This window comes from Psychrobacter sp. S4(2024) (genome assembly GCF_036861305.1).
GTDB lineage: Bacteria > Pseudomonadota > Gammaproteobacteria > Pseudomonadales > Moraxellaceae > Psychrobacter > Psychrobacter cryohalolentis.
On record NZ_JAZAQR010000002.1, the window covers coordinates 614,688 to 629,521 of the forward strand.

Below are 14,834 nucleotides of genomic sequence, written 5' to 3' on the forward strand. Positions count from 1 at the left end.
TTATGTATCCATTTATCCGTTACGCCAGCACCATCGCCCATGCCGCGCTGCAAGTGAAAAAAGGCAATACTTTGACGTTCAAAGAAACCAGTGAGATTACTTTTCGCTGCCGTCTGACAGATATTGATAATTTCTTAGAGATGAATAATGGTCGCGTGCTGACCCTTTATGATATGGGGCGTACCGACTTTGCAGTACGGAGCGGGCTTGGCACGCAACTGCTTAAGCAGCGTTGGGGCTTGGTCGTCGCTGGTAGTACCATCCAATATCGCAAACGCATCCGTGCTTTTGAAAAAGTCACCATGAAGACCAAAATCGTCGGCTTCGATGAGCGCTGGATATATATTGAGCAATCGATGTGGGTAAAGGGCAAGCCTTGCTCGTCGGCACTACTACGTACAGGCGTCACCAAAGGCGGTAAGGTCATCGAGACGGCACGAGTACTGGCAGCTTTAGATCAATCGGATTGGCAGCTACCGCCGAGCGGCTATGTGGCAGAATGGATTGTCAGTGATGCCGATCGTCCATGGCCGCCACAATCTTAGGTTTTTGCTAGGCTTACCTCAAAATAAGGACTGCTTATTTAACCATTTGCATCGCAGCGCTTCGTCAAAATCCGCTTGTTATGATCAACTTCTTCATAGACAGCTATTCACAATCAGTTAACCTTATAACTACTATTTGCTAACAATACATTATATAAATAAATATAATCAATGTTAGGATAGTAGTGAGTTTTATACTCAACTGAATACTATCTAATTAGAAACAGTCTAATAAAGGAAAATAATATGGTTAATAATACGGATTATGTCGGTACGCTGTTTGATAATAGTGAGTCAAACCCAAGCAAGATCACCTTAGCTTTTACTATGGCGGGTGTGGCGCTTAAAAAAGGTCACTCTGCATCAGTCATATTGATGGTGGACGCGGTGCATTTGGCATTGCCGAACGCTTTAGATAATGTCGATATTGGTGATCCCTTTGAACCTGCTGGCGAATTACTAGAAGCCTTTATCGAAAAAGGCGGTCAAGTATTGGTTTGCGGCGCGTGTATGAAACATGGTGGCGTAGAAGAATCAGCCATTGATAAGCGCTTCACGGTCATCAGTGGCGATGATGTGGTTGAGCTGCTGATGAATGCAAAAGGTTCTTTGCAGTTGAATTAAGCGTTTAAGCTAGGTAATTAGTATATAAAAATGGGTCAGTTTTCTTAATTATTTTTTTTGATAACTTAAGAGCTGACTTATTTTTTGGCGTTAAATTCTAGATTTCTGACCTTATTCCCAGTTTGAATGATAAGTATTGGCAACAGTCTTATAGTCAAACCTCACCTTCTATATTCAGCAACTAAATACACATTATCTAACACGCACGCCATCCAGCTTTGCTAAAGTAAATCATGCAAACCTCTTCATAAAATAACAAGGAAGCCTGTCATGACCTTACTGAATACCCTTGATTTGACCTACCCTATTATTCAAGCGCCGATGGCAGGAGCAACCACCCCTGAGCTGGCGGCGACGGTGAGTAAGTTTGGTGGATTAGGGTCATTGGGGGCTGGCATGACGGCGCCAGACGTTTTAAATAGTGAAATCAACACCATTAAATCGCTCACCGATCGTCCTTTTATGATCAATCTGATGGTGTTATCAGAACATGAATCTAGTGCTTTGGATAGCGAAATCCCTACTTGGCTAAGCAAGTACTATCAAGAGAAAAATATCGGATTTACTCTACCGAAGCACCCAGCGCTAAGCTTTGCAGAGCAGCTACAAGTGCTCTATGACAATCCCGTTCCCGTCGCCAGTTTTACCTTTGGCATTATCAGCGCTGAGCAGGTGCAGCGTTTGCAGAGTCTAGGAACACGGGTCGTCGGTACTGCCAATCATCCATTGGAAGCAAAAGCATGGGCAGATATTGGCGCAGATGCGGTATGCGTACAAGGGGTCGAAGCGGGTGGGCATCGCGGTGGTTGGTTGCCGCAAAGTGAAAACGATCCATTGGGATTATTGACGCTAATAAGTCAAACGCGTGCCTGCACCGATATTCCTTTAATCGCGGCTGGTGGCATTATGAACGGAAAGGACATCAAAGCAGTTCAAACAGCTGGTGCTGAGCTTGCGCAAATCGGAACAGCATTTTTGACCACAGATAAATGCGGAATCAATGACATTTATAAACAGGCGCTACTCGATGCCAGTCAAGGTGGACGCAGCTCTGAGACGCGCTTAACCAGATTATTCTCAGGGAAACAGGCTCGTGGTTTATTAAATGATTATTTGCGTGATTTTGCTCAATTCGAGAGCGCGCATGAGCTACCACCTTATCCACAATTAAATGCGATGACCAAATTTTTGCGTGCCCATGCAACCAAAAACCGCGATGCCGAACATCAATCTTTATGGTCAGGACAAGGTGTCACTTTGGTCAGACAAGAGCGCACGGTTGAACTGCTAGAGCGACTGGTAAGAGAGAGTTAGTTTGATCGACGTAGGCTGATTTTTAACTCAGCCTACAATAGAGTAGATACAGTTTTAAAAGAATAAAATGCTACTGGGATTAATTATTCGCAGCCTCTGTCTGCGTAAGCACAGTAAGCAACAAAATTTGATACCAGTAGCACCTTATAATGTTTGTACTTATCTCATTGAAGACTAACTACAGCTCATCTCTAGTCAAACGTTGGATCATTTACGCCTTAAAATATCATATGTAAATGACTAGTTCTTTAACCCTTCACGAAACGCTTTATAATCATTCGCCGTATCTTTCACCGCTTCTATCATCGGTACATGACCGATTTTTGGCATCGTAATCACTTGTGATTGTGGGATGATTTCTTTTATTAGCGTCACGGTTTCAGGCTTGATGACCTTATCTTCCTCACCCCAAACGACTAGTGTTGGAATATTATATTCAGCGATAACCTTGGCACGCTGCTCAACATTGTCTTCAACTATTTGCGCGAGTATTTTGGATTCTAATGCTTTATTAGCGATACGCTCTTGCGCGAATACGGCTTTTACAGACTTAGGAATATAAGGCGGCTTAGACATAACAAAGTCATACATAGCATAAAAGTCTTCCTTCTTATCGACCAATAGCGGATTGTTCTCGAGAGTTGCACTTTCTAAGGATTTCGGCACACCCGCTGACCAAAAGCCCGCACTATCTATTAGCCACAGACTTTTGACTTCTTTAGGATACTTCGCAGCATAAGCAACACTGATAGCGCCGCCCATTGAGTTGCCACCGACATGAATGTTAGATGCCAAGCCTTTAGCTTGCAGTAGCTCGTGTAAGCGCGTCGCTTGCGCCTCTGAGCGATAGTCAGCCGCCATCGGTTTACTAGAGTCACCAAAGCCGAGCAAATCAGGAATGATCAGATTATAGTTCTCTAACTGCCGAGCGATACGGGTAAAATTGTCTTTATTACCGCCAAAGCCATGAATCAATAATAAAGGCTCGCCCGCGACATTACCGTTTTCTGCATAGACTATTTTATCGCCAGAGCTTAACGTAAATGACTGAGTCGTAAGGTCTGATTTTGAGCGTTCATACTGAATAATCTTTTGGGTGGTATTTATCGCCAAGGTATTGGGCGCTGTGGTACAACCAACGACTGAAAAGCTTAACAAAGTGGCAAGGCCTAGGCGTTTTAATAGCATCGAAATATCCTTTTTGAAAACTAGAAAAATGAAGTAAGAAGTAAAAAGCATCATCCTAGCACAAGAGTATTTTAAGTTTAAGAACTTATAATAACAACCCTCCCCCTATAAATTGCTCGACAATCGCCTAAAAAAATGACAGGCAAATAATCATAGCGTTTGCCGAGGGGTTACAGCTCTAATAAAGACGGTAGACGCTTTCTGGTTTATGATAAGCGCTTTTGTTTAGTTGGCCCTGCATATTGCAAAAGGATAAACATTGAGTAAAACAGATACCTCCATTGGTAAACGGCGTGACCTCACCCAAGGCTCGATCCCTAAAACCATGCTCTTATTTGCATTACCAACCCTTGGGTCATCGGCATTACAGTCATTGAACGGCTCGATCAATGCTGTCTGGGTAGGTCGATTTTTGGGTGAGGAAGCGTTAGCAGCCACAGCCAACGGCAATATCTTGATGTTTATACTGATCTCCTTCGTGTTTGGTTTCGGTATGGCGTCTACTATTTTGATTGGTCAGGCAATGGGCAGCCGTGATAACGCTATGGTTAAGAAAACCATGGGCACTGCGCTGGGCAGCATTATTCCGATAAGCGTAATAGTGTCGGCAGTAGGGTGGATATTTGCGCCGATGCTGCTTGAGCTGCTTGGTACACCGGCAAGTGCTGTCGATCTTGCCCTAACCTATCTGCGCATGATTTTTATTGCGATGCCTGTCACACTTACCTTTACGTTAATAATGATGGCACTGCGCGGGACGGGCGATTCGACGACGCCGCTTTGGTTTATCATTATATCGGTCGTTATTGATCTGATTTTGACACCGACGCTGATTTTGGGTCTAGGACCATTTCCCGAGTGGGGCATATTTGGCTCGGCTTTCGCAACAGCCGTCGCAAATACGCTAGCGCTTATTGGCATGTTAGTCACTATGTATCTGCGTGGCTCTGTGCTGACGCTTAAGTTGCCGGAGCTTCGCTTTTTGCGCGCAGACCGAGACATCCTGAAGTCGATGTTTTCTAAGGGGTTACCGATGGGTCTACAGATGATCGTCATCTCTTCGGCAGCATTGACAATGTTATCGCTGATTAATCGCGAAGGTGTACAGACTACAGCCGCTTACAGCGCAACCCAGCAGCTTTGGACCTACGTGCAGATGCCAGCAATGGCGCTAAGTGCTGCGGCCAGTGCGATGGTTGCACAGAACATCGGTGCCAATCAATGGCACAGAATCGCAGGGATCACACGCTGGGGACTGATTTTTAATCTGGCATTGACCGGTTTTATTATTGTGCTACTGACCATTTTTGATGAGACTATCTTGGGACTTTTCCTCGGCAGTGACAGTGAAGCGGTGCCGATTGGGCGTCATATTCAGCTAATGGCGACATGGGGTTTTATCTTTTTTGGGATAGCACAGGTTTTGTTTGGCACCATGCGTGCAAACGGCTATGTGATTTGGCCGCTGATTGTCATGGTCATTTCGATGTATCCAGTGCGTCTTGGATTTGCTTTCGGGCTTTATCCTCTACTTGGAACCGATGCCCTTTGGCTATCCTTTCCAGCAGGCATGGTGGCAACCGCCGTGATGGGAGCAGGACTATATTTGTATGGCGGATGGCGCAAAGGCAAACACTTGCCCGCAGAGGAAGCTGCGCAAAGGTCCGAGGAGTTTCGCGCGCATACAGGCACCAGTGCGTCGTTTCGAGATCTTGTACCGACGACTGTATGGAAGCTATCACCTTTGCGCCGTATCACAAGGTTGCATCGACGACTTCATAGAAGACTTCATCTTCATAGACTCCGTGTGATAAAAAAGAATAAACGATAATAACGTGGCTTATATACACGCATAACGCCTAGTCGGGCGGCTTTTGCTCATTAGCATGGGCGAGTAAATTCTTCATCATACTTGCCTACCACTGCAAATACCGAAACTGGTTTTACCTTTAACTAAAATTTCCATTACCTAACAAAAACTGTACCGCTGCGGCTGCATGAATAGCGGTGGTATCAAACACGGGGATTGGACTGTCTGCTTGGCTAATTAACAGTCCAATCTCGGTACAGCCTAATATCACGCCCTCAGCGCCTTGTGCCGCTAACTCATTAATCACTTGCGTATAATATTGCCGTGAGCTGTCAAGCAATTGTCCTTGGCACAGCTCATCATAGATGATGCGATGGACTTCAGCACGCGCATCAATATCTGGTATCAGCACCTGCAAGCTGGCATCAATCAGACGCTGTTTGTAAAAGTCCTCAGTCATGGTGAATTGTGTACCGAGTAAGGCAATCTTGGTTAAACCTTGCTGCTTAATCGCATCTGCGGTCGCATCAGCAATATGTATCAGTGGCAAATTCGTCGCCGCTTTTACCTGCTCTGCTACTTTATGCATGGTATTGGTCGCAATTAATAAACCTTGGGCACCAGCCGCTTGTAAGCGCTCACCACTGTTTACCATGACATCACCCAGCTCTTCCCACTTGCTTTGGGCTTGTAACTCGCCAATTGGGGCAAAGTCGACACTATGAATCAATAAGTCTGCTGAATGTAAGTTGCCAAGTTTAGCCTTGATACCTTCATTAATCAGCCGATAATAGCTTTGGGTACTTTCCCAACTCATTCCGCCGATGATACCTAAGGTTCGCTGCTTTTGAACGGTCATACTATTACTCTTTATATGTATTTCAATCTTACTTATCGTAGCAAAAGTTCAGCTTTAATTTGCCAATATTTAGAACATTCTCATTATTAGAAAAGAAATAACGACCATTAAAATGTAACGAACGTCACTATTAATAACAACGATTTTATCCACTCACCAGCATACGCTATGATAGTCAATAACGACGCCTCATAATGCTATTCATCATCGTTCATTGAGCCTCACTATTATCATGTAGGAAAATTCAACATTATGGCAAACTTCCCTATTATCAGAATACGCGCGCGGCGCAAGTACTACCGTCTTATCTTTACTGGTCTGATGGCGCTGATGATGTCACTTATTATCTCATCCGCTTTATTACTGGTTAAAGTAGGGTTCGTCGATGGCTTCTTTATGGAATTAATGCACTCGTGGGTGCTGGCCTTTGTCTTTGCGTGGCCGAGCGCCTATATCTGTGCTTATCTGGTACAAGAGCACGTGCTTAGTCGGATTGAGTTTTATTGAGTCATACGATAATAAGTACATAACAACGTTCCTTAACCAAACAAGTACTGATAACTGGTAAGCAGAGTTGTTACTGTTGATGGTTGCAAATCAACTCACTTCTTAGACAAATATCTAAAAACTAAAAAAAGGATTTATCATGCGTAGCGCAACTTATGATCATTTTGGCAAACCAACGGAAGTACTCAGCATCGGCGACCGCCCTACTCCAGAGCCTAAAGCCAATGAAGTCCGAGTCAAAACGATACTCGCCTCTATCCACAACCATGACCTACTAACCATTCGCGGTCAATATGGCTTTAAACCTGAAATGCCTGCCATCGGTGGTAGTGAAGCGGTCGGTATCATCGATGCAGTAGGCAGTGATGTTAAGAATCTAAAAGTCGGTCAGCGTGTCGCAGCCGCCAGTGTACAAGCGACGTGGGCAGAGTATTTCGTCGCTGTGGAAGACATGGTATTCCCGATGCCCGACAGCTTAGATGACGAAATGGCAGCACAATTGATTGCAATGCCACTGAGCGCGCTGATGCTGATTGAGTTTTTAGAACTAAAAAGCGGTCAGTGGGTTATCCATAATGCTGCCAATGGCGCGGTCGGCAAATCGCTCGCCATGCTAGCTGCCGCGCGTGGTATTAACACCATTAATGTCGTTAGAAGTGGCGATGCTATCAAGGAATTAGAAGCACTGGGTATCAAGCATAATATCAACACCTCAGATGACGACTGGAAAGATCAAGTAAAAGCCATTCTTAGTGATGAGAAAATCAATGCTGCGGTTGATTCTATCGGTGGTGAGTCTAGTAATGATCTGCTGGCGTTACTGGGTCATGGTGGCACATTAGCATCGTTTGGCATCATGTCAGGCAAACCAATGGTGCTAAATCCAACCCACATTATTTTTAAACAAGCGACGATTAAAGGCTTTTGGGGCAGCAAAATCAGTCAAGAAATGAGCGTTGAGAATAAGCAACGCTTGGTTGATGAGCTGATCGAACGTGCTAACAATGGCAATTTAAAACTGCCCGTTGAAGCGACCTTTGATTTGGCTGATATCTTAAAAGCAGTTGACGGGAAAATGCAGTCAGAAAAAAACGGTAAGGTACTGTTAAAACCTTAAGATTCATTTTATATCTTAAGGTTTCGAGCATTTTTCTCTACTCGCAAATGGATATCTACATAGAAAATCCAATTAGGAATAGCCTTATGTCTAAACAAACAACGTTTAAAGCTTTGGTCGTCGAAGAACATGCTGATGGCACTTTTAGCAAAAGCATTCAAGAACGTAGCGTCAGTGACTTACCTGAAAACGATTTATTAATCGAAGTGCATTACTCATCACTAAACTTCAAAGATGCCATGTCGGCATCAGGCAATAAAAGAATCACCAAAAACTATCCGCACACCCCTGGTATTGATGCGGCAGGCGTGGTGGTCAGTGATAAATCAGGCACGTTTATCGCAGGCCAAGAAGTCGTCGTCTTTGGCTATGATTTGGGTATGGATACCGATGGCGGTCTCAGTCAGATGATATCTATCCCTGCTGATTGGGCAGTCGAATGCCCATCTTCTTTAACATTAAAAGAAGCGATGATATATGGTACTGGCGGCTTAACTGCAGCCTTAAGTATCCAAAAGCTAGAAAAAATGGGCGCAAAACCTGAAGATGGTCCAGTCGCGGTGACTGGCGCAACGGGCGGCGTTGGTAGTATCAGCATCGCGATTTTAAGTCAGCTAGGCTATGACATCATCGCCTTCTCTGGCAAACCTGAGCAAAGCGACTATCTAAAAGAGCTTGGTGCAAGTGAAGTCCGTCATCGCGATACCATTAACGAGGTCGGAGATAAACCTGCCGGTCGCGAGCTGTGGGCAAACGCTATTGATACGATTGGCGGCGATTATTTGGCGAACCTACTTAAGCAAACCAAATCTGGCGGCGCGGTCACCAGTTGTGGTTTGGCGAGCGGCGCTGAGTTTTCGATGTCAGTGATACCTTTTATCACCCGCGCGGTGTCATTATTAGGTATCGATTCGGTCTATATTCCACTAGCGGATAAAAAGGCTATCTGGCAGCGTGTCGCTACTGATATGAAGTTGCCTAACCTAGAGAGTTATTGCGAAGAGATTACGCTTGAGCAAACGCCAGAATACTTGGATCGCTTTATGTCGAGTAAAGTGGTTGGGCGTTATGTGGTGAATGTTCGGGGTTAGTTTTTTTAGAATTTGGGTTTTTATATAATAGCAGCGCTTTTTATGAAGAGCTGCTATTTTTATTAGTCAGTTGTTAGGTTACTGTCTATATTACTAAGACTCAAATGAAGCCTTTTAACACAGTTTAGTTTTGCTACATACATTTTTTCTACTTCTAAAAAATGTTTTTCGATCATAGTAATTCGTCAATGTTAAGTCACTCAAAGCGTTGTTCACGTTGATTATGATCTTGTGCCTCTCTTTCTCTCTCTTTCTGTATCCATTGATTAACTAATGCTAATTTCTCTTCAATCAATTTCTGAACCTCTACAGAAGCATGGTTGCTTAATTCGGAAAAAGCTTTGGCTCTTGATTCTAAAATGTCTGCAAGAGAACCTGACCAACCACTTGGCATTATCTCGTCATATATAATTTCAACTATTTTGTCTTTATCCTTAGCTATATGAAAAAAAGCTTTTATATGACTGCTTAATTCAACAGGCCTTTTATCCACTGTTGGGAAAAGCGGTTCTTCTATTGGAGTATATATACTAAGTAATTTTGCCACTCGTTGGACTTTAGCCTGATCATTATTACACCAGTCTAAAAGACGTTGAGCAGGTACTATATTGAGTGAAACTCCATCATAGTGGTTGAAAAATTGCTGATAAATCGAATCATGTTCTGACAGCTGATTATCATTAGATAGTATGGTTTCGAGCACTAGCTCTGGAAAGTTATTTAATAGTACAATCATAAGTGGTTCGATATCTTTACTAGATATACGATACTCTTCGATATTTTCTTTGATTAAACCTAATAATTCGCTTATTTCATTCTGAGGTGCTGATGAATATAAGCAATAATTGGCTACACTTTTCAAAGAATGACTGCATAAATTTCTTAAACTACCTAGGGAAACTGCTTTCCTGATAACCTTACGTCCTGCTGAAAAAATAGTAGCAGTTGATTGATAGGTATCTTTCTTATCTCTAAAAAAACGCATACTGAGAATTTCTATAGCTGCATATATACCTTGCTCCATACTTATTATTCTATCTAATAGCTCGGATAACTCATTGTCGTTTATTGCTTCATGAGTACGACCATAGGCTAGAATCGTGAACTGAGATGCACTAATCTCCTGCTTAGTCGCTAAATCGATAAGCTTTTGGATACTCCATTCTTCCAATGGCGTACTACAGAGCAAGTATAAAAAATGTTCTTCTAGGTTACTTATCTCAAGAGCAGACTTTTGCATAATACGTGCGAGATTAGGATCGTGTTCGTATACCTGTTTAATAAATCCATGTAGCACAGAAGAGTTCAAACTTTCAACTGGCATAGTTTGGATAAGATTAATTAGATACTTAAATGTTTCTACTAAGTTAGAACTTCCTAAAGCAAGTCCCTCACCAAAATGAATAAATGAATCAAATCTTTCTTGCCACAAATCAATTCCTAGCCCTTTAATAAGACTAGTATCTTGAGCAGCTTCTTCTCCTAAGGATTTTACTTTCGCGATAATCTCTTTTCTATGGTCAGAAGGACTTTCGTTACCGCCATATATTATATGATCCCAAGTATTAGAAAATATATAGGCATGAATCTCTGTATTGATGTCTTTTGGAACAGCAATTTTTTCTAGCATTTCCAAACGAATAAGTGATTTACTATTGGACTCACCTGTTAGATTATCTATAGTACTTTTAATTTCTTTCCATAGCTTAGGCCAAACCCCATCTCGTGCATAGTTTCTAACAATATCCTCAAGCTTGCTACAACATCCAGAACTAATCCAAAGTCCGTTAAAATTGGAGACAATGAGCTGTTTTGCTATATCAATATGTACAGTATCATCTGACTGCAATAACTCTTGTAAAATATCTATCAAGCCAGAATACCAGTCCCTCCATTCTTCCTGATTAGAAGGTTGCCACCCCATTCCTCTTTTGCGCGCCCCAAATTCAAATGAACCAAATGAATGCCAAGAAGATGTCTGCAAGGCTTTATTGAGTAGCACCTTTGCAATCTCATAGTATCTGGGATTAGATGATTGAAAAAGATCTCTAATAAATGCTTGTCGTTTACTCGGTGTCGCTTCTGTCCCTGATAAATACAAAGAAAATAAGTTTTCCATCCAGTTAACAATGCTATTGTTTCTCTCACCATGTTTCTCAGTCTCAGCAAACTTAAGTAAAAGGTTGGCAGCACGATTGAAATACTCATCATCGTAAGCAAGTTGACGTAAGAGCCCAACAAACTGATTAAAGTTAGGGTTATTTCGAGAGGCAAACTCAGCGTTTTGGCAAGCTTGTTCGAGTATAGAGAGTGCTGCCTGAGGAATAACGGTAGCAATATAGCTAAAACATTTTAGGTGAATAGGACTATATGTAGAGGGATTATATAATGGCGCATCTTCTTGTATCCAACTTTCAGCTAGTCCTTGAGCTTCTAAGCTGTCATGCAAATAACTGATTCTATGAGCACAAGACATAAATAAGCGCTCATTTTCTTCTTTAAATAGCTCAGCATTAATCTGAGATATGGGAAGGTTTTCGAATGCACGTCTAGCAAGTTTGTTAGAAATGGCATGAGGAAGGACAGCCCGCCAATTACCACGCTTTTGAGCAATATGCCGTCTAAGTAACTCTGCTTGGTGACGGTACAGGGTTTTACTTTCGATACCTGAAATACGACCTAACGCTAGCAGTTCATTATTTTCATTTGAAATGTCAAAAGAGTAAATTAGAGAGAGTGTTTCTGCACTTTCTAAAAGACTAACATCTACTTGTTTTCTCTGGTGAAAAAGTCTCTTAAATAACTCTTCATCTGATAATTGACTTAAATTTTCGTTAATATCTACTTGATCAGCTAAAGCTAAAGCAACTCTTGCATTACCTCCAGAAAACTCTGCAATTTTATCGGAGTTCGTTTTGTTTAATTTAGGAAAGCGCCTTTGCAAAAGTAGTGATACCGTACCTTCACTAGCTGGTTCAATATGTATAACATGAGTTTCTTCTGGTTTGTCAGTAGAAATATCATATTCAATTGATAGCAGTTTGATCTGCGTGTTACTTGCCATTACTTTTTTCTGTAAGGTTCGATGAACTTCAGGAGGGCAGTTGTCAAGAATGATGTAAGTATCGCTATCGTTAGCAATAAGATAGTCAATCATTTCCGATGCTGAAGGGGCTAGATCATTACCTAAATCTGCATAAATCGTATTAGTATATGGAAGAGGCTCATTTCCAACTTCTGATTCAAATAAAGCTTGAGCAAACCGAGTTTTACCGACGCCTGAAAGGCCTGTAATACGAATAGCACTACCACTAGAGTGAAGCTTTTCTCTAACTACATTAATACCTTCAAGTACTGTTAACGAGTTTTGATTACCTGAACTACTATCGCTTATACAACGATGATCATCAGTAATAAAATCATCTTCTACAGCGATCGGTGTTGCAGCCCATCTACCAAATGATGTCCAACCAGATAAGGGTTTACCAATTATTTGGCGAACCCATAGAGTCACACTTGGGTAAATATGCAACCATGACAAGATGCGACTTCGACCATAGAAGTCGAGCTTTAAATCATCTTTGTTAGTTAGAGAGCCGACAGCTTCTTGCATACTGGCTAAGCGATCTTTCAGCATCTTATCGGAACAATCATCTTTACCACTGACAATGATATAAGCGCCTTTTTTATCAGCAATCTCTGACAAAATCGGTTTAGGATTAGTCCCATCTAACATTTCTTTATGACAAGCTGCCTTCCCCATCGAATGCTTTTTGACTTGAAAGCCGGTACAGTTTCTTGGTATAAAGTTAGGTTGACTTAATCGGCTATTACTATCAACGCTCACATCAAGTCCGCCATCGGCTGCTTCCTGTGCGCCTCCCCAAGTTACATCAGCTAAGGGCAATTGCTGCTGCAAAAACTCAGCTTCGCACAAGCGTCCAATTAGTTCTCTTAAGTCGCCATCATTCAATGATGTAATGTCTTCAACAGTGAGTTCCAAGCTTTTCATCTTATGCTTCTCATTTTCCAATTATTTAATGGCATTCTTTTTTATTTATTATATATAGAATTTAACCTTCCTGAATTAAATTCTATATATAAAAAAACACCCAACCAAGTTGAGTGTTTCTTTACATCAGCTAAAAAATAAATAGGATATTATTCCCACTCAATCGTCGCTGGTGGCTTGCTCGATACATCATAAGTCACGCGTGATACTTCCGCGATTTCATTCATAATGCGATTCGATACCGTCTCGATCAGATCATACGGCAGATGCGCAAAGCGCGCCGTCATAAAGTCTACAGTCTCAACAGCACGTAGCGCAATTACCCACGCATAGCGGCGACCATCACCGACCACGCCGACCGATTTGATCGGTTGGAATACCGCAAAGGCTTGCGCGGTCTTCTCATACCAACCTGAACGCTCAAGCTCTTCCATAAAGATAGCATCAGCAGAACGCAGGATATCAGCGAATTCTTTGGTCACTTCGCCCAAGATTCGTACGCCCAAACCCGGTCCTGGGAACGGATGACGGTTGATCATTTTCGCTGGCAGACCAAGGGTGATACCCAATTTACGCACTTCATCTTTAAACAAATCACGTAGCGGCTCAACCAACTCAAACGCCAAATCATCTGGCAAGCCGCCCACATTATGATGGCTCTTAATGACATGGGCTTTACCTTGATGCGACTTAGCAGATTCAATCACGTCAGGATAAATCGTCCCTTGTGCTAAAAATTCGATGACTTTACCATCGCTCTGCTCGCTCACTTCACGGGCACTATTAGCGAATACATCAATAAAGGTTTTACCGATGATTTTGCGCTTGGCTTCAGGATCAGACTCACCAGCCAATGCCGTTAAGAATAACTCTTCGGCATCGACACGAATGACTTTTACGCCCATGTTTTCAGCGAAGATTTGCATCACTTGATCGCCTTCGTGCAGACGCAAGAGACCAGTATCAACAAATACGCACGTCAGCTGATCGCCGATGGCTTTATGCAATAATGCCGCGACGACTGAACTGTCCACACCACCTGAAAGACCGAGCAATACTTGCTTATCACCGATTTGCTTTTTCAGCTGTTCGATACGCATATCGATGATGTTATCCGGCGTCCAGCTACCCGCGCAGCCACAGATTTCATGAACGAAACGTCCTAGTAATGCAGACCCTTGTGCGGTATGCGTCACTTCAGGATGGAACTGCAAACCATAATAATGGCGCGAATCATCTGCCATGATCGCAATCGGGCAGCTTGGCGTACTGGCGACGATATCGAAACCTTGTGGGGCATCGACCACTTTATCGCCATGACTCATCCACACATTTAGCTTCGCTGCTGCGTCTTCGATACCATCAGTCAGCGTTGATTTGCCATCGATATTGATGGTTGCTGCGCCAAATTCATGGATATCACTGGCATGGACTTTACCACCGAAACGCTCTGCCATCGCTTGCATACCATAGCAGATACCTAATACTGGTACGCCTAGATCAAATACAGCATCGTTGATGCGTGGGCTGTCATCTGCGTGGACGCTCTCAGGACCACCAGATAAGATAACGCCTTTTGCGCCAAAATCGATGATGCGCTGAGTGTCGATATCATAAGGGAACATCTCACAGAATACGCCTGAATCACGGACACGGCGGGCGATAAGCTGGCTGTACTGTGAGCCAAAATCGAGAATTAAGATGCGATCTTCTTTAATAGTAGGAACGTTGGCAGCAGTTGTCATAACGTAGTGTCCATCAATAAAT

Annotated in this window: 11 protein-coding genes; 7 read left to right on the forward strand and 4 right to left on the reverse strand. The window is 42.7% G+C overall.

Translation table 11 applies throughout. The features are described 5' to 3' along the window. Positions 1-2 precede the first annotated feature (2 nt). From VLA57_RS07550 to VLA57_RS07560, 3 genes are all read left to right on the forward strand, one after another. Entirely contained in the window at positions 3-545 is a 543-nt protein-coding gene (locus tag VLA57_RS07550; protein WP_020442427.1) for an acyl-CoA thioesterase, read from the forward strand. 246 nt (positions 546-791) lie between these two features. After that, entirely contained in the window at positions 792-1,169 is a 378-nt protein-coding gene (locus VLA57_RS07555; RefSeq protein ID WP_011512403.1) for a DsrE family protein, read from the forward strand. Positions 1,170-1,439: 270 nt separating this feature from the next. Beyond that, positions 1,440-2,483, forward strand: coding sequence for an NAD(P)H-dependent flavin oxidoreductase (locus tag VLA57_RS07560; protein WP_333954754.1), 1,044 nt, complete (start codon positions 1,440-1,442; stop codon positions 2,481-2,483). Between the two features lie 240 nt (positions 2,484-2,723). On the opposite strand, the gene VLA57_RS07565 is transcribed toward VLA57_RS07560, so the two are convergent. Further along, positions 2,724-3,671, reverse strand: coding sequence for an alpha/beta fold hydrolase (locus tag VLA57_RS07565; protein ID WP_333954755.1), 948 nt, complete (start codon positions 3,669-3,671; stop codon positions 2,724-2,726). Positions 3,672-3,930: 259 nt separating this feature from the next. Here VLA57_RS07565 and VLA57_RS07570 point away from each other — a divergent pair, with 259 nt between their 5' ends. Beyond that, positions 3,931-5,502 carry an MATE family efflux transporter gene (locus VLA57_RS07570; protein WP_133104004.1) on the forward strand — a complete coding sequence of 524 codons (1,572 nt, stop codon included), beginning with the start codon at positions 3,931-3,933 and terminating at the stop codon, positions 5,500-5,502. A 118-nt stretch (positions 5,503-5,620) separates the two neighbouring features. Here VLA57_RS07570 and VLA57_RS07575 read toward each other — a convergent pair whose 3' ends face one another. Then, positions 5,621-6,340, reverse strand: a complete 720-nt coding sequence (locus VLA57_RS07575; protein ID WP_133104005.1) for an aspartate/glutamate racemase family protein — start codon at positions 6,338-6,340, stop codon at positions 5,621-5,623. 252 nt (positions 6,341-6,592) lie between these two features. On the opposite strand from VLA57_RS07575, the gene VLA57_RS07580 reads away from it, so the two are divergent. The 3 genes from VLA57_RS07580 (at position 6,593) to VLA57_RS07590 (ending at position 9,055) form a co-directional block, all read left to right on the forward strand. Continuing rightward, positions 6,593-6,847 (forward strand): DUF2798 domain-containing protein, encoded by a 255-nt coding sequence (locus VLA57_RS07580; protein ID WP_011512396.1) that lies wholly within the window; start codon positions 6,593-6,595, stop codon positions 6,845-6,847. Positions 6,848-6,986: 139 nt separating this feature from the next. After that, positions 6,987-7,964 carry a zinc-binding dehydrogenase gene (locus VLA57_RS07585; protein WP_333954756.1) on the forward strand — a complete coding sequence of 326 codons (978 nt, stop codon included), beginning with the start codon at positions 6,987-6,989 and terminating at the stop codon, positions 7,962-7,964. 86 nt (positions 7,965-8,050) lie between these two features. After that, positions 8,051-9,055 carry a YhdH/YhfP family quinone oxidoreductase gene (locus tag VLA57_RS07590; protein WP_133104007.1) on the forward strand — a complete coding sequence of 335 codons (1,005 nt, stop codon included), beginning with the start codon at positions 8,051-8,053 and terminating at the stop codon, positions 9,053-9,055. Positions 9,056-9,251: 196 nt separating this feature from the next. Here VLA57_RS07590 and VLA57_RS07595 read toward each other — a convergent pair whose 3' ends face one another. Both VLA57_RS07595 and guaA read right to left on the reverse strand, forming a co-directional pair. Then, the gene (locus VLA57_RS07595; protein WP_133104008.1) at positions 9,252-13,067 is read right to left on the reverse strand and encodes a hypothetical protein; all 3,816 of its coding nucleotides are present in this window, start codon (positions 13,065-13,067) and stop codon (positions 9,252-9,254) included. 149 nt (positions 13,068-13,216) lie between these two features. Beyond that, positions 13,217-14,812, reverse strand: coding sequence for a glutamine-hydrolyzing GMP synthase (gene guaA / locus VLA57_RS07600; protein ID WP_133104009.1), 1,596 nt, complete (start codon positions 14,810-14,812; stop codon positions 13,217-13,219). Between the last annotated feature and the right edge of the window lie 22 nt (positions 14,813-14,834).

Coding starts and splice junctions, on each gene's coding strand:
- VLA57_RS07550 (WP_020442427.1), top strand. CDS start 3: ATGTATCCATTTATCCGTTACGCCAGCACCATCGCCCATGCCGCGCTG.
- VLA57_RS07555 (WP_011512403.1), top strand. CDS start 792: ATGGTTAATAATACGGATTATGTCGGTACGCTGTTTGATAATAGTGAG.
- VLA57_RS07560 (WP_333954754.1), top strand. CDS start 1,440: ATGACCTTACTGAATACCCTTGATTTGACCTACCCTATTATTCAAGCG.
- VLA57_RS07565 (WP_333954755.1), bottom strand. CDS start 3,671: ATGCTATTAAAACGCCTAGGCCTTGCCACTTTGTTAAGCTTTTCAGTC.
- VLA57_RS07575 (WP_133104005.1), bottom strand. CDS start 6,340: ATGACCGTTCAAAAGCAGCGAACCTTAGGTATCATCGGCGGAATGAGT.
- VLA57_RS07580 (WP_011512396.1), top strand. CDS start 6,593: ATGGCAAACTTCCCTATTATCAGAATACGCGCGCGGCGCAAGTACTAC.
- VLA57_RS07585 (WP_333954756.1), top strand. CDS start 6,987: ATGCGTAGCGCAACTTATGATCATTTTGGCAAACCAACGGAAGTACTC.
- VLA57_RS07590 (WP_133104007.1), top strand. CDS start 8,051: ATGTCTAAACAAACAACGTTTAAAGCTTTGGTCGTCGAAGAACATGCT.
- VLA57_RS07595 (WP_133104008.1), bottom strand. CDS start 13,067: ATGAAAAGCTTGGAACTCACTGTTGAAGACATTACATCATTGAATGAT.
- guaA (WP_133104009.1), bottom strand. CDS start 14,812: ATGACAACTGCTGCCAACGTTCCTACTATTAAAGAAGATCGCATCTTA.